Here is a 19,371-nt window from a genome sequence, read left to right as displayed (position 1 = left end):
TGAGAGGGTGGGTGCTTCCCACTTTCTTCATTTCTAGAAAACGAATAGAAGGGATTTATGAAACACCTATTATCTTACTTCAAACCCTACATCAAGGAATCAATTTTAGCCCCCTTGTTCAAGCTGTTAGAAGCTATTTTTGAGCTCTTGGTTCCCATGGTGATTGCTGGGATTGTTGACCAATCCTTGCCTCAGAGAAATCAAGGACATCTTTGGATGCAGATTGGTCTGCTCCTTATATTTGCAGTGATTGGCGTTGTGGTGGCCTTGGTAGCTCAGTTTTACTCAGCCAAGGCAGCGGTAGGATTTGCCAATGAATTGACAAACGACCTCTATCGTCATATTCTTTCCTTGCCCAAGGATAGCAGAGACCGTTTGACAACTTCTAGCTTGGTCACTCGCTTGACTTCGGATACCTACCAGATTCAGACTGGGATCAATCAATTCCTGCGTCTCTTTTTACGAGCACCTATTATTGTTTTTGGTGCCATTTTTATGGCTTATCGAATCTCAGCTGAGCTGACTTTCTGGTTCTTGGTCATGGTTGTGATTTTGACTATCGTCATTGTAGGGCTATCTCGACTGGTCAATCCTCTCTACAGTAGTCTCAGAAAGAAAACGGACCAACTGGTTCAGGAAACGCGCCAGCAATTACAAGGGATGCGGGTTATTCGTGCTTTTGGTCAAGAAAAACGAGAGTTACAATTTTTTCAAACCCTTAACCAAGTCTATGCTAGATTACAAGAAAAGACAGGTTTCTGGTCTAGTTTATTAACACCTCTGACCTATCTGATTGTCAATGGAACTCTCCTCGTTATTATCTGGCAGGGTTATATTTCAATTCAAGGAGGTTTACTCAGTCAAGGTGCCCTGATTGCCCTTATCAACTACCTCTTGCAGATTTTGGTGGAATTGGTCAAGCTCGCCATGCTGATCAATTCTCTCAATCAGTCCTATATCTCAGCCAAGCGAATCGAGGAAGTTTTTGCTGAGGCTCCAGAAGATATTCATTCAAAATTAGAACAAAAGAAAGCAACCAGCGAGCAGATTTTACAAGTTCAAGAATTAACCTTTACCTATCCTGATGCGGCCCAGCCTTCTCTGAGAGACATTTCTTTTGATATGACTCAAGGACAAATCCTTGGTATTATTGGGGGAACGGGTTCTGGTAAATCAAGTTTGGTGCAACTCATTCTAGGACTTTATCCAGCAGACAAGGGGAGCATTGACCTTTATCGAGATGGATCTAGTCCTCGTAATCTTGAGCAGTGGCGGTCTTGGATTGCCTATGTGCCCCAAAAAGTCGAACTCTTTAAAGGAACCATTCGTTCCAACTTGACTCTAGGTTTAGATCAAGAAGTAACTGGCCAAGAACTCTGGCAGGCCTTGGAAATTGCGCAAGCAAAGGATTTTGTCAGTGAAAAGGAAGGAATCTTGGATGCTCTAGTTGAGGCAGGAGGTCGAAATTTCTCGGGCGGTCAAAAACAAAGGCTGTCTATCGCACGATCAGTCTTGCGCCAGGCTCCGTTTCTCATCCTAGATGATGCGACTTCGGCCCTCGACACTATTACCGAGTCTAGGCTCTTGAAAGCTATTCGAGAAAATTTGCCAAATACGAGCTTAATTTTGATTTCTCAAAGAACATCGACTTTACAGATGGCTGACCAGATTCTTCTCTTGGAAAAAGGTGAGTTACTAGCTATCGGAAAGCACGAGGACTTGATGAAATCCAGTCAAGTTTATCGCGAAATCAATGCATCCCAACATGGTAAGGAGGACTAGCATGAGACGACAAACTGCAAATCAAACACTCAAACGTTTGGCTAAAGACCTTGCAAGTCATCCCTTCCTTCTTTTCCTAGCCTTTCTAGGAACTATTGTTCAGGTTGCCCTATCAATCTACCTACCTATCTTGATTGGGCAGGTCATCGACCAAGTCCTAGTGACTGGCTCTGCACCAGTTTTTTGGCAGATTTTTCTCCAAATGATTTTGGTGGTCATAGGAAATACCCTTGTGCAGTGGGTCAATCCTCTTCTTTATAATCGCCTAATTTTTTCTTATACCAGAGACTTGCGAGAGCGAATCATCCATAAGCTCCATCGCTTACCGATTGCTTTTGTGGATCGGCAGGGCAGTGGAGAGATGGTTAGTCGTGTAACCACGGATATAGAACAGTTATCAGCTGGTTTGACCATGATTTTTAACCAATTTTTCATTGGTGTTTTGATGATTTTGGTTAGTATTCTAGCCATGCTTCAAATTCATCTCCTCATGACTCTTTTGGTCTTGCTGTTGACGCCACTGTCTATGGTAATCTCACGCTTTATTGCCAAACGCTCCTATCATCTCTTCCAAAAGCAAACGGAGACGAGGGGAATTCAGACTCAGTTGATTGAAGAATCGCTTAGCCAGCAAACCATTATCCAGTCCTTCAATGCTCAGGAAGAGTTTATCCAAAGGCTGTGTGAGGCTAATGACAACTACGCAGGCTATTCTCAGTCAGCCATCTTTTATTCATCAACGGTCAATCCTTCGACTCGCTTTGTCAATGCACTCATTTATGCTCTTTTAGCTGGAGTGGGTGCTTATCGTATCATGATGGGCTCTACCTTGACCATTGGACGCTTAGTGACTTTTTTGAACTATGTTCAGCAATACACCAAGCCTTTTAACGATATTTCTTCAGTTCTAGCCGAGTTGCAAAGTGCTCTCGCTTGCGCAGAGCGCGTCTATGCTGTCTTAGAAAGTCCAGAGGTTGCTGAAACAGGTAAGGAAGTCTTGACCAGTGACCAAGTTAAGGGAGCCATTTCCTTTAAACAGGTCTCTTTTGGCTACAATCCTGAAAAGATTTTGATTAAGGACTTATCTATCGATATTCCAGCTGGTAGCAAGGTGGCTATCGTTGGTCCGACAGGTGCTGGAAAATCAACCCTTATCAATCTTCTCATGCGTTTTTATCCCATTAACTCTGGAGATATCTTGCTGGATGAGAAATCCATTTATGACTATAGTCGTGCCTCTTTACGCCAGCAGTTTGGAATGGTGCTCCAAGAAACCTGGCTCAAGCAAGGGACCATTCATGACAATATTTCCTTTGGAAATCCTGATGCTAGTCGGGAGCAAGTGATTGCTGCTGCCAAAGCAGCCAATGCAGACTTTTTCATCCAACAGTTGCCGCAGGGTTACGATACCAAGTTGGAAAATGCAGGAGAATCTCTCTCTGTCGGTCAAGCCCAGCTCTTGACCATTGCCCGAGTCTTTCTGGCTATTCCAAAGATTCTCATCTTAGACGAGGCGACTTCCTCCATCGATACACGGACAGAAGTGCTAGTTCAGGATGCATTTGCTAAACTCATGAAGGGGCGCACAAGCTTTATCATTGCTCACCGCTTGTCAACCATTCAGGATGCGGATTTGATTCTTGTCTTGGTGGATGGCGACATTGTTGAGTATGGGAGCCATCAGGAACTCATGGCTCGAAAGGGTAAGTATTATCAAATGCAGCAAGCAGCAGATTTTAGCTTTGAATAAGCCATTCTCTTTTGAAAGTTTATGGACGAAAAAAGTTGCCTTCGGGTGACTTTTTTGTTACAATAGCTAGAAAAAATCAAGGCCTTAGAAGGAGAAAAACAATGAAAGTCTATCAGCATGTAAATATCGTGACTTGTGACCAAGATTTCCATGTCTATCTAGATGGAATCTTAGCCGTTAAGGATTCTCAAATCGTCTATGTCGGTCAAGATAAGTCAGAGATTTTAGAGCAAGCTGAGCAGATTATAGACTATCAGGGGGCCTGGATCATGCCTGGTTTGGTCAATTGTCATACCCATTCTGCTATGACAGGTTTGAGAGGGATTCGAGATGATAGTAATCTCCATGAATGGCTCAATGACTATATCTGGCCTGCAGAAGCTGAGTTTACTCCAGACATGACTACCAAGGCGGTCAAAGAAGCGCTGACAGAAATGCTCCAGTCAGGAACAACAACCTTCAACGATATGTATAATCCCAATGGTGTGGATATTGAACGGATTTATCAAGAAGTGAAAGTTTCCAAGATGCGTTGTTATTTCTCACCGACCCTCTTTTCTTCAGAGGCAGAGACAACTGCTGAAACTATAAGCAGAACTCGAGCAATCATTGAAGAAATTATTGGATATAAAAATCCAAATTTCAAGGTGATGGTAGCCCCACATTCTCCCTACAGCTGTAGTAGAGACTTGCTGGCAGAAAGCTTAGATATGGCAAAAGACCTTGCTATTCCAATCCATATGCATGTGGCGGAGACCAAGGAGGAATCAGGCATTATCCTGAAACGCTACGGCAAACCCCCCCTTGCTTTCTTAGAAGAACTGGGATATTTAGATTATCCGTCTGTCTTTGCTCACGGGGTCGAACTAAACGAGAGAGAAATTGAACGCTTGGCAACTTCTCAAGTGGCTATTGCCCACAATCCTATCAGTAACCTCAAACTGGCTTCAGGGATTGCTCCAATCATCCAGCTCCAAAAAGCAGGAGTAGCAGTGGGAATTGCGACGGACTCGGTTGCTTCCAATAACAATCTAGATATGTTTGAGGAAGGAAGGACTGCAGCCCTCCTTCAGAAAATGAATAGCGGAGATGCCAGCCAATTCCCAATCGAAACAGCCCTCAAGGCTCTGACAATCGAAGGGGCTAAGGTTCTTGGAATGGAAGAACAGATAGGAAGTCTGGAAGTTGGCAAGCAAGCAGATTTTCTGGTCATCCAACCACAAGGGGAAATCCATCTTCAACCCCAAGAAAATATGCTCTCTCACCTGGTTTATGCTGTCAAATCCAGTGATGTTGATGATGTCTATATTGCAGGAGAACAGGTTGTCAAGCAAGGTAAAGTTTTGACGGTAGAACTTTAAAAGAAAAATCACGAAAAAATTTTAAAAAAAAGTTTGCAAAAATCTTGCATTCTTTTTTTGACTATGCTATACTTATATACGGTTTGAAAAAACTGCCTAAGACAGTAGGGGAGCTCGACTCATAAGTATCCTACCGAGGACAAAACGTATCATGTAAAAAGAAGCGTATTGTACTTTCGTGTCTAGGTTTGGGCGCGTTTTTCTTTTGGAAAAATTCCCCAAGCAAAATAATAACGGAGGTGAACACACTAATGAGTGAAGCAATTATTGCTAAAAAAGCGGAACTAGTTGACGTAGTAGCTGAAAAAATGAAAGCTGCTGCATCTATCGTCGTTGTAGACGCTCGTGGTTTGACAGTTGAGCAAGATACAGTTCTTCGTCGTGAGCTTCGTGGAAGCGAAGTTGAGTATAAAGTGATTAAAAACTCAATCTTGCGTCGTGCAGCTGAAAAAGCTGGTCTTGAAGATCTTGCATCTGTATTTGTTGGACCATCTGCAGTAGCATTTTCTAACGAAGATGTTATCGCACCAGCGAAAATCTTGAACGATTTTGCTAAAAACGCTGAAGCACTTGAAATCAAAGGTGGTGCAATCGAAGGCGCTGTCGCATCTAAAGAAGAGATTCTTGCACTTGCAACTCTTCCAAACCGCGAAGGACTTCTTTCTATGCTCCTTTCTGTACTTCAAGCGCCAGTGCGCAACGTTGCTCTTGCAGTCAAAGCGGTTGCAGACAACAAAGAAGACGCAGCTTAATCTTAAGCTACGCAGCGTAGCCTAGCTACAAAAATCTATTATAAATTTAAAACATATTTGGAGGAAATAACAATGGCATTGAACATTGAAAACATTATTGCTGAAATTAAAGAAGCTTCAATCCTTGAATTGAACGACCTTGTAAAAGCTATCGAAGAAGAATTTGGTGTAACTGCAGCTGCTCCTGTAGCTGTTGCTGCAGCTGGTGCTGCTGACGCTGGTGCTGCTAAAGATTCATTCGACGTTGAATTGACATCTGCAGGCGACAAAAAAGTTGGCGTTATCAAGGTTGTACGTGAAATCACAGGTCTTGGACTTAAAGAAGCTAAAGAACTTGTTGACGGTGCACCAGCACTTGTTAAAGAAGGCGTTGCAACTGCAGAAGCTGAAGAAATCAAAGCTAAATTGGAAGAAGCTGGAGCTTCAGTTACTCTTAAATAATAGAGCGACTACATTAGTAGCTTAAAAACATGATTAAACCGCTATTCTTAGGACTAGCGGTTTTTTATTTTATGTGCCAGGGGGCAAAAAAGGGAAAGGAATTTTTAAAAGTGAGGAGAGTTAGATTGAAAGAATCATATTGGTAAATCGAAATGATAGATATTTGTATCATGCCATAAATCGTTATCAAACGATAATATTGATTTTCTTACAAATTAAGAGTATAATTTATAAAAATGAGTGTTCACTCAATTTTTGTGAAATTAAGGAGTAAAGAAAATGGTTGTTGAAGCAATAGAGTACAGTCGTTTCGGTAACGAAGAGGTCTTGGATTTGCTGAAGATTGACTCTGCACCCTTGGATGTAAATCAGGTGAGAGTAGAAGTTCATGCTGTTGGTTTAAATCCTATTGATTATAAAACTTTTGAGGGAGCGAAACCCCTTCGATTTCTATCTTTTATAACGAAATTAAGGAAACCAAGTCGTTGGTTTGAATCTAAATCATCTTTATTTCCAAGAGGTGTGGGAAGAGATTTTTCTGGAGTTATTACAGAAGTTGGAAATGAAGTAACTAGGTTTTCAGTAGGAGATAAGGTGTTTGGAACAATGATTAGTGATCCTGGTTTGGGAACTAAGAGGGGAGCTTTAGCAACAGAGATTTGTGTCAATGAATCGGAAATTGTATTGAAACCAGAGATGATTGACATGACTCACGCAGCTACTATGGGAGTAGCTGCTCTAACTGTAGGTGGGGCTTTTAGAAAAATAGGTTTAAATTCAAGAGATACTGTTGTTATTTCAGCTGCAGCAGGAGGTATTGGAAGTATTGCAGTACAGTATGCAGTTGCTAAGGGGGCGACAGTGATTGGAATTGCAAGTAAGAAAAATGCAGAGTATCTGAAGTCTTTAGGTGCCATACCAGTAAGTTACGAAGAGAATATCAAGAAGGCTCTTATATCAGCTAGTCCAACGCCTATTACAAAATTTTTGGATTGTTATGGATCTGATTATGTTAGATTGGCTTTTAGTTTAGGCTTGAAGGGGACAGCTATTGGGACATTAGTACCTTCGCCCTATGTTATGATAAAAGGTGCTCAGTTTACTGGTCCGAGACATTCCACATATGATGATTTTAGCACTTTAGCTGAAATGGTCTCAGACGGGAAGGTTCAGCTGACAATTGATCAAGTGTACGACTTTTCTCTAAAGTCAGTTAGAGAAGCCTATCGTAGTCTGAAAATGGGACACAGTCGAGGCAAAAAAGTCGTAAAAGTAAGAGAGTAGAAGAGAGGTGCTAGCGATGGAAAGTTTAGAACAAAAGTATGCTCAGACGTTAGAAGTTAGCAACTTGAGCTTGAAACAACGTCGAGTATTATTATCAAGCTTAAAATTATTCTCAGAAATTGGATTTGAAAATACAACGTCCAGCCTTATTGCCGAACGCGCTGGAGTGTCAGAAGGAACGGTTTTTAGTTACTTTAAAACAAAGGAAGGTATTTTAGAAGCCATTTTATCTACTTTTCTAGAACAGGTTATTCCAGAAGTGATTGCGGATTTCTCAGAAAAGAAATTCACAGTAGATCAGGAAACTTTTCCCTTCTTTTTAAAAAGTATTGTTCGAGATAGGCTCTTTTTCATTCAGGAGAACCAAATGCATGTTAAAATTCTCTTGGGGCGTTCTTTTATTGATAAAAATCTTTCTATCCAGTTAGGAAATATTATTGTTCAATCTATAATAGAACCAATTAGCCCTGTTTTAAATCAATTTAAAGAAAAAGGACTTATTCTAAATTGGTCAAATGAAAGAATTGTTCGATACATTTTAGCATTGAGTTTTTCTTATCTTATTCCAATGATGTTGAATGATGAAGGAACTATAAACATAGATAAAGCAGTTGATGAGATTGTTGAATGTTTGTCATCTGCCCTAATGAAAGTAAAATAAATTCTGATGTTAAAACTCACTGTTAATGGTGAGTTTTTTTGAAGCCAACATAAAAATCCCCAATCGGAGCGATTGAGGATTAAGCGAATGATTCTTAAACAATACCTTGTGCAATCATAGCATTTGCTACATTTTCAAAGGCAGCAATGTTAGCTCCTGCAAGGTAGTCTTTATCAAGACCGTATGTTTCTGAAGTTGTTTTAGCAGTGTTGAAGATGTTTGTCATGATATCTTTGAGACGTCCATCAACTTCTTCACGAGTCCATGAGAGGCGAAGACTATTTTGGCTCATTTCAAGGGCTGAAACTGCTACACCACCAGCGTTGGCAGCTTTTGCAGGTCCGTAGAAGATACCATTTTCTTTGTAAACTTTGATGGCATCAAGGTCGCTTGGCATGTTGGCACCTTCAGATACACAGATAACGCCTTGAGCAACCAAGCGTTTAGCTGCTTCACCGTTGATTTCGTTTTGAGTCGCACATGGAAGAGCGATATCATAGTTTCCAGCGTAAGTCCATACAGAACCTTCGTGGTATGTTGCAGTTGCTTTTTCGGCAGCATACTCAGTCAAACGAGCGCGACGTTTTTCTTTAACATCAACCAAAAGATCGAAGTCAATACCGTTTTCATCGATGACATAACCATTTGAGTCAGATACAGAGATAACAGTTGCGCCAAGTTCAGTCGCTTTTTGAAGCGCGTACTGAGCAACGTTACCAGAACCTGAAATGACAACTTTCTTACCAGCAAAGCTATTACCGTTAGCTTTGAGCATTTCTTCAGTGTAGTAAACCAAACCGTAACCAGTTGCTTCTGGACGAATCAAGCTACCACCAAATCCAAGAGGTTTACCAGTCAAGACACCAGCATCAAATTGGTTAAGACGCTTGTATTGACCGTAAAGGTAACCAATCTCACGTCCACCAACACCGATATCACCAGCAGGTACGTCAAGTGATGGTCCGATGTGTTTTTGCAATTCAGTCATGAAGCTTTGGCAGAAGCGCATTACTTCAGCATCTGTTTTACCTTTAGGATCGAAGTCTGATCCACCTTTACCTCCACCGATAGGAAGACCAGTCAAGACGTTTTTAAAGATTTGTTCAAATCCGAGGAATTTCAAAATCCCTTGGTTTACAGTTGGGTGGAAACGAAGTCCGCCTTTGTATGGCCCAACAGCAGAGTTGAATTGAACACGGTAACCACGGTTTACTTGAATGTTTCCATCACGGTCAACCCAAGGAACACGGAAAGAAATCACGCGTTCTGGCTCAGTAATACGTGCCAAGATATTTTCTTCGATATACTCAGGGTGTTTTTCAAATACAGGTTCTAAAGTGTTGAAAAATTCTTCAACAGCTTGGAGGAATTCAGCCTCGTGCCCGTTACGAGCTTTTACAGTTTCAAACACGCTTTGGATATATTCTTTAGCAGATGTCATATCGTTCTCCTTAAATTCTAATTTAATTATGTGTGTCATTATAGCAGAATTTTTTTTAACTGTAAAGAGAAAAAACAAAAATTTTCTAAAAATTCTTTCAATTTAGTTTTTGGGATTTTTTGAAAGTAGATAAAAAACGAACGTTTTTCTTATAAATGCCTTTCTCAAAGAGAAAATCTGAAAATGTGGTATAATATTAGCAATAAAAGGAATCTGGAGGATCAGAATCATGGTATCAACGAAAACGCAAATTGCTGGTTTTGAGTTTGACAATTGTTTGATGAATGCAGCAGGTGTGGCTTGTATGACGATAGAGGAGCTGGAAGGGGTTAAAAACTCAGTGGCAGGAACTTTTGTGACCAAGACAGCGACCTTGGACTTTCGTCAGGGAAATCCTGAGCCACGCTATCAAGATGTTCCCCTTGGTTCTATCAACTCTATGGGCTTGCCAAATAAGGGCTTAGACTATTATTTGGACTATCTTTTGGACTTGCAGGAAAAGGAGCCAAACCGAACGTTCTTCCTATCTCTAGTCGGCATGTCTCCAGAGGAAACCCATACTATCTTGAAAAAAGTCCAAGAGAGTGATTTTTGTGGTCTGACTGAGCTAAACCTCTCCTGTCCAAATGTTCCAGGAAAACCTCAGATTGCCTATGATTTTGAGACAACAGACCGGATTTTGGCAGAAGTATTTTCCTACTTCACCAAACCTCTTGGAATTAAATTGCCACCATATTTTGATATTGTTCACTTTGACCAAGCGGCAGCTATTTTTAACAAGTACCCACTCAAGTTTGTCAACTGTGTTAACTCTATCGGAAACGGCCTTTATATAGAAGATGAGTCTGTCGTTATTCGTCCTAAAAATGGTTTCGGTGGCATCGGTGGAGAGTATATCAAACCGACTGCTCTTGCTAATGTTCACGCATTTTATCAACGCTTAAACCCTCAAATCCAAATCATCGGAACAGGTGGCGTGTTGACTGGTCGTGATGCCTTTGAACATATCCTCTGTGGAGCAAGTATGGTGCAGGTGGGAACCACTCTTCACAAAGAAGGAGTCAGTGCTTTTGACCGCATTACCAATGAACTGAAAGTAATCATGGCGGAAAAAGGGTACGAAAGCCTAGAAGATTTCCGTGGGAAATTGCGCTATATTGACTAAATTAAATCGAAAAATCAGAAGAAAGGAGAGAAGATGCTAGCCATTGAAGAAAGTCAAAAACTGACTCTAGCAAATCTACCGAACCTGAGCCTTTTTACAGGGACAGACCAGGGTCAGTTTGAAGTGATGAAGAGTCAAGTGTTGAAACAGATTGGCTATGATTCTGCAGACCTCAACTTTGCCTACTTTGATATGAAAGAAGTGATCTACAAGGATGTGGAACTGGAGTTGGTCAGCCTTCCTTTCTTTGCTGATGAGAAAATCGTGATATTGGATCATTTTGTCGATATCACAACAGCCAAGAAACGCTTTTTAACAGATGATGAACTCAAGTCGTTTGAGGAATACCTTGACAATCCTTCGCCAACAACCAAGTTGTTGATATTTGCGGAAGGAAAACTGGATAGCAAAAGGCGGTTGGTTAAATTACTGAAGCGTGATGCCAAGGTCTTTGATGCAGTAGAAGCCAAAGAACAAGAATTGCGCCAGTATTTCCAAAAGTGGAGCCAGAAACAAGGTCTGCAGTTTGCCAATCATTCTTTTGAAAATCTTCTCGTCAAGTCAGGTTTTCAATTTAGCGAAATTCAGAAAAATCTCCTCTTTTTACAGTCCTATAAGGAAGACTCTGTTATCGAGGAAGAGGATATTGTCAATGCTATTCCCAAGACCTTGCAGGACAATATTTTTGATTTAACTCAGTTTATTCTGACTAAAAAGATGGACCAGGCTCGCGACTTGGTTAGAGACTTGATCTTGCAAGGAGAAGACGAAGTTAAGCTCATAGCTGTCATGCTAGGACAATTTCGGACTTTTACTCAGGTGAAAATTTTGTCGGAGTCTGGGCAAACAGAATCTCAGATTGCAAGTAGTCTGGGAAGTTTTCTCGGACGCAATCCAAATCCCTATCAGATTAAGTTTGCGCTGAGGGATTCGCGAGGACTTTCCTTAAGCTTTTTGAAGCAAGCTATTTCCTATTTGATTGAGACAGACTATCAGATTAAAACAGGTCTTTATGAAAAAGGTTTCCTTTTTGAAAAGGCACTCTTACAGATTGCTAGTCAGGTCAATTGACATTTGTTGAAACTATAATCCGCGTCAAGATTATCTTGTCGTGGGTTTCTTAGTGATTTACTTATTTTATACTCAATGAAAATCAAAGAGCAAACTAGGAAGCTAGCCGCAGGTTGCTCAAAATAGTGTTTTGAGGTTGTGGATAGAACTGACGAAGTCAGTAACTACACCTACGGCAAGGCGACGTTGACGCGGTTTGAAGAGATTTTCGAAGAGTATTATTAGAAAGTATTTCAGTGATTTTTTCATCTATAAGCAAAAAACTTGAAAAAAGTGAATGTTTGCGTTATCATTTTCATATAGAAAGAAAAAGAGGTATTACAGATGGCTATTATCTTACCAGATCTTCCATATGCATACGACGCTTTGGAACCATACATCGATGCGGAAACAATGCACTTGCACCATGACAAACACCATCAAACTTATGTCAACAATGCCAATGCAGCTCTAGAAAAACACCCTGAAATCGGTGAAGATCTTGAAGCCTTGCTTGCTGATGTAGAATCTATCCCAGCTGATATCCGTCAAGCGCTTATCAACAATGGTGGTGGACACTTGAACCACGCTCTTTTCTGGGAATTGATGACTCCTGAAAAAACAGCTCCATCAGCAGAACTTGGAGCAGCAATCGATGCAACATTTGGTTCATTCGAAGAATTCCAAGCAGCCTTCACTGCAGCAGCAACAACTCGTTTCGGTTCTGGATGGGCATGGTTGGTTGTCAACAAAGAAGGGAAGCTTGAAGTGACTTCAACAGCAAACCAAGACACACCAATCTCAGAAGGTAAAAAACCAATCTTGGGCTTGGACGTTTGGGAACATGCTTACTACGTGAAATACCGCAACGTGCGTCCTGACTACATCAAAGCTTTCTTCTCAGTGATCAACTGGAACAAAGTAGATGAATTGTACGTAGCAGCTAAATAATGATAGTTGGAGGGAAGAATTGTTCTTCTCTTTTTAAGGTTATATTATTTTTGTCTGACAAAATCGTCAGACTTTTTTCATTTTTATGAGAAACGTGCTAAGTGCTAGAAATTATGGTAGAATAAAGTATTAAGTAATCGTGGAAAAAGGATATCTATGCGAAAAGAAATTGCACCTGAATTATACAACTATAACAAGTTTCCTGGTCCTGAGTTTCATTTACACGGGGACAAGGTCGAAACGGAAGGACTCGCTTTTTCCTTGGTGGAAAATATCAAGGATGCCTTTGATGTGACGGCTTTTAATCAGCGTTTTTCAGAAGTCTTAACCAAGTTTGATTATATCGTGGGAGACTGGAGCAACGAACAGCTTCGCCTACGAGGTTTTTACAAGGATGACCGAACAGAAGAAAAACTTGAAAAAATCAGTCGTTTACAAGACTACCTTTTAGAGTATTGTAGTTATGGTTGTGCCTATTTTGTCTTAGAAAATGAAGCCCCTAAGCGAGCATCATTTGACAAGAAAATGCGTAAGAAGGAAGAAGAAACACCTTCTAGAAAAGGAAAGAAATCGGCTCAAACAAAACGAAAACCGAATGCAGATAAGAAAAATAGACGTCGTCAGAAAGACCAGCATTCTCAGAAAGAGGACAAGGGGCAACGTCATTTTGTCATTCGTCAGAAGTGAGTAGGAATAAGGAGAAGAAATGAAACCGTCAATTTATAGTTTAACACGTCAAACCATGCAGGAATGGGTTTTGGAGCAGGGAGAAAAGAAATTCCGTGCAGATCAAATCTGGGAATGGCTTTACCGTAAACGTATCCAGTCATTTGAAGAGATGACCAACCTTTCCAAGGATTTGATTGCTAAGCTTAATGACCAGTTTGTGGTCAATCCCTTGAAACAACGTATCGTTCAAGAGTCTGCTGATGGGACAGTTAAATATCTTTTTGAATTGCCAGATGGAATGCTGATTGAGACAGTACTCATGCGTCAACACTATGGTTTGTCTGTCTGTGTGACCACTCAGGTCGGATGTAATATCGGTTGTACCTTCTGTGCCTCTGGTTTGATTAAGAAACAACGTGACCTCAATAACGGTGAAATCGTAGCGCAAATCATGCTGGTTCAGAAATACTTTGATGAGCGTGGTCAGGACGAGCGCGTCAGCCATATCGTTGTCATGGGTATCGGTGAACCATTTGATAACTACAATAATGTCTTGAATTTCGTCCGTACTATCAATGATGATAAAGGAATGGCCATCGGTGCTCGTCACATCACGGTTTCAACCTCAGGTTTGGCTCATAAAATTCGTGACTTTGCTAATGAAGGAGTTCAGGTCAATCTTGCCGTTTCTCTTCACGCGCCTAACAATGAATTGCGTTCAAGCATCATGAAGATTAACCGTGCCTTTCCGATTGAAAAACTCTTTGCTGCTATTGAGTACTACATCGAAACAACCAATCGCCGTGTGACCTTTGAGTATATCATGCTCAATGAAGTAAATGACGGTGTAGAACAAGCCTTGGAATTGGCTGAATTGCTCAAGAACATCAAGAAATTGTCTTATGTCAACTTGATTCCTTATAACCCAGTTAGTGAGCATGACCAATATAGCCGTAGTCCCAAAGAGCGCGTCCTGGCCTTCTATGATACGCTTAAGAAAAAAGGGGTCAACTGTGTTGTTCGTCAAGAGCATGGTACTGATATTGATGCAGCTTGTGGACAGTTGCGTTCTAATACAATGAAACGTGACCGCCAGAAAGCAGTCGCAGCAGTCAATCCTTAATGATGAAGAAAACTTATAATCATGTTTTGATCTGGGGAGTCATTTTCTATAGCATTTGTATCATTTACTTTTGCTTTACTCCTCAAGAACATTCTCCTGTGGGGGTGGAAACTCCAGGTATTCAGCATCTTGGACGCCTGGTTTTTCTTTTGACTCCTTTCAATTCTTTCTGGAAACTGGGTGAAGTGAGTGACATAGGACAATTATCTTGGATTTTTCTACAAAATATCCTTAATGTCTTCTTGCTTTTTCCTCTGATGTTCCAACTCCTTTATCTCCTTCCAAACTTGCGTAAGACAAGAAAAGTGCTTCTTTTTAGTTTTCTAGTGAGTCTTGGAATCGAGTGTACGCAGTTGGTCTTAGATTTTTTCTTTGATTTTAATCGCGTCTTTGAGATTGATGATTTGTGGACCAATACCTTGGGTGGCTATCTGGCTTGGCTACTTTATAAACGATTACATAAAAACAAGATAAGGAATTAAAATGAGTATTTTAGAAGTTAAAAATCTGAGTCATGGTTTTGGTGACCGTGCAATTTTTGAAGATGTATCTTTCCGTCTCCTCAAGGGAGAACATATCGGTCTGGTCGGTGCCAATGGTGAAGGGAAATCGACCTTTATGAGTATCGTGACTGGTAAGATGTTGCCAGATGAAGGGAAGGTTGAGTGGTCTAAATATGTGACGGCAGGTTACTTGGATCAGCACTCTGTCCTTGCTGAGGGGCAGTCGGTGCGCGATGTTCTCCGCACTGCTTTTGATGAGCTTTTCAAAGCAGAAGTCCGTATCAATGACCTTTATATGGAAATGGCTGAAGACGGAGCAGATGTTGATGCTCTCATGGAAGAAGTGGGAGAACTCCAAGACCGTCTGGAGAGTCGTGATTTCTATACCTTGGATGCTAAAATTGACGAAGTAGCGCGTGCCCTTGGTGTTATGGACTTTGGCATGGATACAGATGTAACCTCTTTGTCAGGTGGGCAAAGAACCAAGGTGCTTTTGGCTAAACTCCTCCTTGAAAAGCCCGATATCTTGCTGTTGGACGAGCCGACCAACTACTTGGATGCTGAGCATATTGACTGGCTCAAGCGTTATCTCCAAAACTATGAGAATGCTTTTGTCCTTATTTCACACGATATTCCATTCCTAAATGACGTTATCAATATTGTCTATCATGTGGAAAATCAACAGCTGACGCGTTACTCTGGTGACTACTACCAGTTCCAAGAAGTCTATGCTATGAAGAAATCACAGCTGGAGGCTGCCTACGAACGTCAGCAGAAAGAAATTGCGGACCTCAAGGACTTCGTGGCTCGAAACAAAGCGCGTGTTGCAACACGAAACATGGCCATGTCTCGTCAAAAGAAATTGGATAAGATGGACATCATTGAACTCCAAAGTGAGAAACCAAAGCCTTCCTTTGATTTTAAACCAGCTCGTACACCAGGGCGATTTATCTTTCAAGCCAAGGATTTGCAGATTGGATATGAACGTCCTCTGACTAAGCCACTAAATCTTACTTTTGAACGTAATCAGAAAGTTGCTATTATCGGGGCAAATGGTATCGGGAAAACAACTCTCTTGAAGAGTCTCTTGGGCATTATTCCACCAATCGCTGGGGAAGTGGAACGCGGTGACTACCTAGAACTTGGATACTTTGAGCAGGAAGTAGAAGGTGGCAATCGTCAAACACCACTAGAGGCTGTCTGGGATGCCTTCCCAGCTCTCAACCAAGCAGAAGTTCGTGCAGCCCTTGCCCGTTGTGGTTTGACAACCAAGCATATCGAAAGCCAAATTCAGGTCTTGTCAGGTGGGGAACAAGCCAAGGTTCGTTTCTGTCTCTTGATGAATCGTGAAAACAACGTTTTAGTGCTGGACGAGCCGACCAACCATTTGGATGTGGATGCCAAGGATGAACTCAAACGTGCTCTTAAAGAATACAAGGGATCTATTCTTATGGTCTGTCACGAACCAGACTTCTATGAAGGCTGGATGGACCAAATCTGGGATTTTAATAATCTAACTTAAAAATGAGGATAAAAGAAATACAGTACCGAATGTGGGTACTGTATTTTTTGGTTTTTAAGATTTAATACTCTTCGAAAATCAAATTCAAACCTCGTCAACGTCGCCTTGCCGTACTCAAGTACAGCCTGCGGCTAGTTTCCTAGTTTGCTCTTTGATTTTCATTGAGTTTAAAATCGTAGTCTTTCACCACTTCGATGCTGTCGATTGTGATAGCAGTAGTTGGCTTGTCTTTCTCATCTTTTTCGGCTTTAGCAATCTTATCTACAACATCCATTCCGTCAATCACTTGACCAAAGACTGGGTGTTTGCCATCTAGACTAGGATTTCCACCTTCTTTGTAGGCTTCGATGATTTTCTTTGGATACTTACTTGTAGGGAGTTTAGCAGAGGTATCTGTAGAGTTTTGATTGATGAAGAACTGGCTACCATTGGTGTTTGGTTGACCAGTATTAGCCATCGCAAGTGCACCACGGATGTTATAGAGATAAGGAGTGATTTCGTTTTTGAAACCAGTTCCCTTGTCTTTTGTCTTATCCTTGTCATGCCAGATAGACTGACCACCTGTACCGTCTCCCTTTGGATCTCCAGTTTGGACCATAAAGCCATCGATGACACGGTGGAAGGTAATGCCGTTATAGTAGCCTTCTTTGGCATGAGTGAGGAAGTTCTCGACTGCTAGAGGAGCCAGTTTAGGGAAGAGTTTAATGCGGATATCTCCTTGACTTGTGTGGAGAATGACTTCGGCTTCATTTTCAGCAACTTCCTTAGAAAGTTGAGGGAAATTGGCATTCTCGTTTGTTAAAGCATCGTTTAAGTCCTTGGCAGATTGGGCTGCTGCTTTGGAGCTCTCTTCAGCGGCCAAGCTAGAATCCACATAATCATCACCACGCAGACTGCGTTGGATGCTGCTACATCCAGCTAGAGCTACAGTGGATAGTAAAAGAAGGGTTGCTAGTTTTTTCATTCTGTTCCTCTCAAAAATTTATTTCTACCATTGTACCCTAAAAGGAAGTGGATTTCAAATATTAGTGACAAGGTAGTTTAAGAGGAAGGCAACCAGAAAGTCGCTTGCTTAGAGATTTTTCTTTGGATGACGGTCGATAATTCCCTTGTATTGTTCCAGTATCTGCTCCCCTTTGGAGTCAATTTGTAGCCACGAATCGAAAAGTGACTTGCTAATTCTTCTTCTGAAAAGTTGTCATGAAGGGCTTGGTCCAGATCGGCAGCCTTCATCTTAGATAGTCCTGCAATTCCCTTGCTTTTCAGAATATTCTTTTTCATTGTAGCATTCAGATGGTCAAGTGAGTCAAATGCAGTTTCAATGACAGTATAACCTTTTTCTACCAGAGTTTTAGATGCTTAGGGGTATCAATACCATAAGTGTACTCGAAGTATTTAGGAAACCAGGTTTCGGTGGTAAAAGTGCCAAACTGGATTCTCCAGAGTAGAATGATATCTCCTGCTAGTAAATCATCTGTTAATAATTCCATGTTTCTTTTGGGAACAGGCTTGGGATTTAGAAGCCAAGCATCCAAATCACGTTCAGGCGATATGGGTTTGAGTTGATGGTCTTTATAAAATGTTTCTAATACTCTTCGAAAATCAAATTCAAACTACGTCAGCTTTGCCTTGCCGTACTCAAGTACAGCCTGCGGCTAGCTTCCTAGTTTGCTCTTTGATTTTCATTGAGTATAAAATAGTATTCACTGATAGCCTCTTTCAAACATTTGTTTCCTACTTCTAACAAATTTCTAAATGGTTTAAAAATTTTATAGTCTGTCAAGTTTTTTTCTTGACACCTGTCAGAAATCTGCTATAATAGAACATGTGCTAAATAGCTCAGCTATTTCACCGAAATAAAAAATAAGAAAAGAGACTTTAAAAATGGCAGTTAAAATCCGTTTGACTCGTATGGGTTCTAAGAAAAAACCTTTCTACCGTATTAACGTAGCAGATTCACGTTCACCACGTGACGGACGTTTCATCGAAACAGTTGGAACTTACAACCCACTTGTTGCTGAAAACCAAGTAACTTTGAAAGAAGACCGCGTTCTTGCATGGTTGGCTGATGGAGCTCAACCTTCAGATACAGTTCGCAACATCCTTTCAAAAGAAGGTGTATTGAAGAAATTCCACGATTCTAAATTCTCAAAATAAGTTTAAAGTAGGTTGACAGATGGATACGATTGAAAATCTCATTATTGCGATTGTGAAACCCTTGATTTCACAACCAGATGCCTTAACTATCAAGATTGAAGATACACCAGAGTTTTTGGAATATCATTTGGATCTTGATCAAAGCGATGTGGGTCGTGTAATTGGTCGTAAGGGTCGCACTATTTCTGCGATAAGAACGATTGTCTACTCTGTCCCAACTGAAGATAAAAAAGTAAGAATCGTTATTGACGAAAAATAAGAAGGGCGGGACGGATGTCTCGCTTTTTTTGCAAGGAGTAGGATATGAAGGATTTAACGTTTAGACAATTACAAGACTACTTATACTTAATGAAAATTAAAAAGCAAACTAGGAAGCTAGCCACAAGCTGTACTTGAGTATGGTAAGGCGATGCTGACGTGGTTTGAAGAGATTTTCGAAGAGTATTACTCGAACATTATCAGCAGTCTCGAACTGAGGAATGTCTCTTTATCAAGCTAGTGGAGGAAGTCGGAGAAGTAGCCGAAGTTTTGAATGGTCGCTCTGGTAGAAAAGAGGGAGTTCAAGATTCGAACGAGGAACTAGCAAAAGAACTGGCTGATATTATTCACTACACTGTCGCAATTGCGGCCATCAACGACATAGATCTAACCAAGACCATTTTTGAAAAAGACAAAAAGGCAGCTATCAAATATCAGCATGAACGTGATTTGGAAGGATTTTTGAAGGGAAAGTAGAGATGTTGCCCCCCTTCCTCCAAC

At 41.0% G+C, this 19,371-nt stretch carries 19 protein-coding genes, 1 pseudogene and 1 other annotated feature; of the genes and pseudogenes, 17 read left to right on the top strand and 3 right to left on the bottom strand.

Annotated features, from left to right (window positions below):
- The first annotated feature begins 57 nt into the window (after window positions 1–57).
- The 7 genes from QS39_RS09025 (at window position 58) to QS39_RS08990 (ending at window position 8,031) form a co-directional block, all read left to right on the top strand.
- Window positions 58–1,782 (top strand): ABC transporter ATP-binding protein, encoded by a 1,725-nt coding sequence (locus QS39_RS09025; RefSeq protein ID WP_077805294.1) that lies wholly within the window; start codon window positions 58–60, stop codon window positions 1,780–1,782.
- Between the two features lies 1 nt (window position 1,783).
- On the top strand, window positions 1,784–3,532 hold the full coding sequence (locus QS39_RS09020; protein WP_077805293.1) for an ABC transporter ATP-binding protein: 1,749 nt from the start codon (window positions 1,784–1,786) through the stop codon (window positions 3,530–3,532).
- Between the two features lie 101 nt (window positions 3,533–3,633).
- Window positions 3,634–4,893 (top strand): TRZ/ATZ family protein, encoded by a 1,260-nt coding sequence (locus QS39_RS09015; protein WP_077805292.1) that lies wholly within the window; start codon window positions 3,634–3,636, stop codon window positions 4,891–4,893.
- Between the two features lie 77 nt (window positions 4,894–4,970).
- Window positions 4,971–5,106: a sequence feature (ribosomal protein L10 leader region), on the top strand.
- A 38-nt stretch (window positions 5,107–5,144) separates the two neighbouring features.
- Complete coding sequence (gene rplJ, locus QS39_RS09005; protein WP_001287273.1) at window positions 5,145–5,645, top strand: 50S ribosomal protein L10; 501 nt, start codon at window positions 5,145–5,147, stop codon at window positions 5,643–5,645.
- 72 nt (window positions 5,646–5,717) lie between these two features.
- On the top strand, window positions 5,718–6,086 hold the full coding sequence (gene rplL / locus QS39_RS09000; protein ID WP_001196965.1) for a 50S ribosomal protein L7/L12: 369 nt from the start codon (window positions 5,718–5,720) through the stop codon (window positions 6,084–6,086).
- Window positions 6,087–6,365: 279 nt separating this feature from the next.
- Window positions 6,366–7,370, top strand: coding sequence for an NADP-dependent oxidoreductase (locus QS39_RS08995; RefSeq protein WP_077805291.1), 1,005 nt, complete (start codon window positions 6,366–6,368; stop codon window positions 7,368–7,370).
- A 16-nt stretch (window positions 7,371–7,386) separates the two neighbouring features.
- Complete coding sequence (locus QS39_RS08990) at window positions 7,387–8,031, top strand: TetR/AcrR family transcriptional regulator (protein WP_077805290.1); 645 nt, start codon at window positions 7,387–7,389, stop codon at window positions 8,029–8,031.
- A gap of 94 nt (window positions 8,032–8,125) precedes the next feature.
- Here QS39_RS08990 and gdhA read toward each other — a convergent pair whose 3' ends face one another.
- Window positions 8,126–9,472 (bottom strand): NADP-specific glutamate dehydrogenase, encoded by a 1,347-nt coding sequence (gene gdhA, locus QS39_RS08985; protein ID WP_070842577.1) that lies wholly within the window; start codon window positions 9,470–9,472, stop codon window positions 8,126–8,128.
- Window positions 9,473–9,701: 229 nt separating this feature from the next.
- Between gdhA and QS39_RS08980 the strand changes: the two genes are divergently transcribed.
- The 7 genes from QS39_RS08980 to QS39_RS08950 all read left to right on the top strand — a co-directional run bounded on the left by QS39_RS08980 (window position 9,702) and on the right by QS39_RS08950 (window position 16,455).
- Window positions 9,702–10,637 (top strand): dihydroorotate oxidase, encoded by a 936-nt coding sequence (locus QS39_RS08980; protein WP_077805289.1) that lies wholly within the window; start codon window positions 9,702–9,704, stop codon window positions 10,635–10,637.
- A 33-nt stretch (window positions 10,638–10,670) separates the two neighbouring features.
- Entirely contained in the window at window positions 10,671–11,708 is a 1,038-nt protein-coding gene (gene holA, locus QS39_RS08975) for a DNA polymerase III subunit delta (protein WP_077805288.1), read from the top strand.
- A 324-nt stretch (window positions 11,709–12,032) separates the two neighbouring features.
- Window positions 12,033–12,638 (top strand): superoxide dismutase SodA, encoded by a 606-nt coding sequence (gene sodA, locus QS39_RS08970; protein ID WP_077805287.1) that lies wholly within the window; start codon window positions 12,033–12,035, stop codon window positions 12,636–12,638.
- A 156-nt stretch (window positions 12,639–12,794) separates the two neighbouring features.
- Entirely contained in the window at window positions 12,795–13,325 is a 531-nt protein-coding gene (locus QS39_RS08965) for a YutD family protein (protein WP_077805286.1), read from the top strand.
- A gap of 19 nt (window positions 13,326–13,344) precedes the next feature.
- Window positions 13,345–14,430, top strand: coding sequence for a dual-specificity RNA methyltransferase RlmN (gene rlmN / locus QS39_RS08960; protein ID WP_077805285.1), 1,086 nt, complete (start codon window positions 13,345–13,347; stop codon window positions 14,428–14,430).
- On the top strand, window positions 14,430–14,912 hold the full coding sequence (locus QS39_RS08955) for a VanZ family protein (RefSeq protein WP_077805284.1): 483 nt from the start codon (window positions 14,430–14,432) through the stop codon (window positions 14,910–14,912). The genes rlmN and QS39_RS08955 overlap by 1 nt, the downstream gene beginning before the upstream one ends.
- Window position 14,913: 1 nt before the next feature.
- Complete coding sequence (locus tag QS39_RS08950; RefSeq protein ID WP_077805283.1) at window positions 14,914–16,455, top strand: ABC-F family ATP-binding cassette domain-containing protein; 1,542 nt, start codon at window positions 14,914–14,916, stop codon at window positions 16,453–16,455.
- A gap of 139 nt (window positions 16,456–16,594) precedes the next feature.
- On the opposite strand, the gene QS39_RS08945 is transcribed toward QS39_RS08950, so the two are convergent.
- A complete protein-coding gene (locus tag QS39_RS08945) occupies window positions 16,595–17,419 on the bottom strand; it encodes a peptidylprolyl isomerase (protein WP_077805282.1) in 825 nt (274 codons plus the stop codon).
- A gap of 77 nt (window positions 17,420–17,496) precedes the next feature.
- Complete coding sequence (locus QS39_RS08940) at window positions 17,497–17,736, bottom strand: hypothetical protein (protein WP_180374974.1); 240 nt, start codon at window positions 17,734–17,736, stop codon at window positions 17,497–17,499.
- A gap of 603 nt (window positions 17,737–18,339) precedes the next feature.
- On the opposite strand from QS39_RS08940, the gene rpsP reads away from it, so the two are divergent.
- The 3 genes and pseudogenes from rpsP to QS39_RS08920 form a co-directional block, all read left to right on the top strand.
- On the top strand, window positions 18,340–18,612 hold the full coding sequence (gene rpsP / locus QS39_RS08930; RefSeq protein ID WP_000268760.1) for a 30S ribosomal protein S16: 273 nt from the start codon (window positions 18,340–18,342) through the stop codon (window positions 18,610–18,612).
- Between the two features lie 19 nt (window positions 18,613–18,631).
- Complete coding sequence (kphA, locus tag QS39_RS08925) at window positions 18,632–18,871, top strand: RNA-binding protein KphA (RefSeq protein ID WP_000379617.1); 240 nt, start codon at window positions 18,632–18,634, stop codon at window positions 18,869–18,871.
- Window positions 18,872–19,053: 182 nt separating this feature from the next.
- Window positions 19,054–19,347 (top strand): annotated as a pseudogene (locus tag QS39_RS08920) (MazG nucleotide pyrophosphohydrolase domain-containing protein); the annotation flags it as partial.
- Between the last annotated feature and the right edge of the window lie 24 nt (window positions 19,348–19,371).

The organism is Streptococcus mitis (assembly GCF_002005545.1).
Lineage (GTDB): Bacteria > Bacillota > Bacilli > Lactobacillales > Streptococcaceae > Streptococcus > Streptococcus mitis_I.
This window is presented reverse-complemented; position numbering and strand designations above follow the sequence as displayed.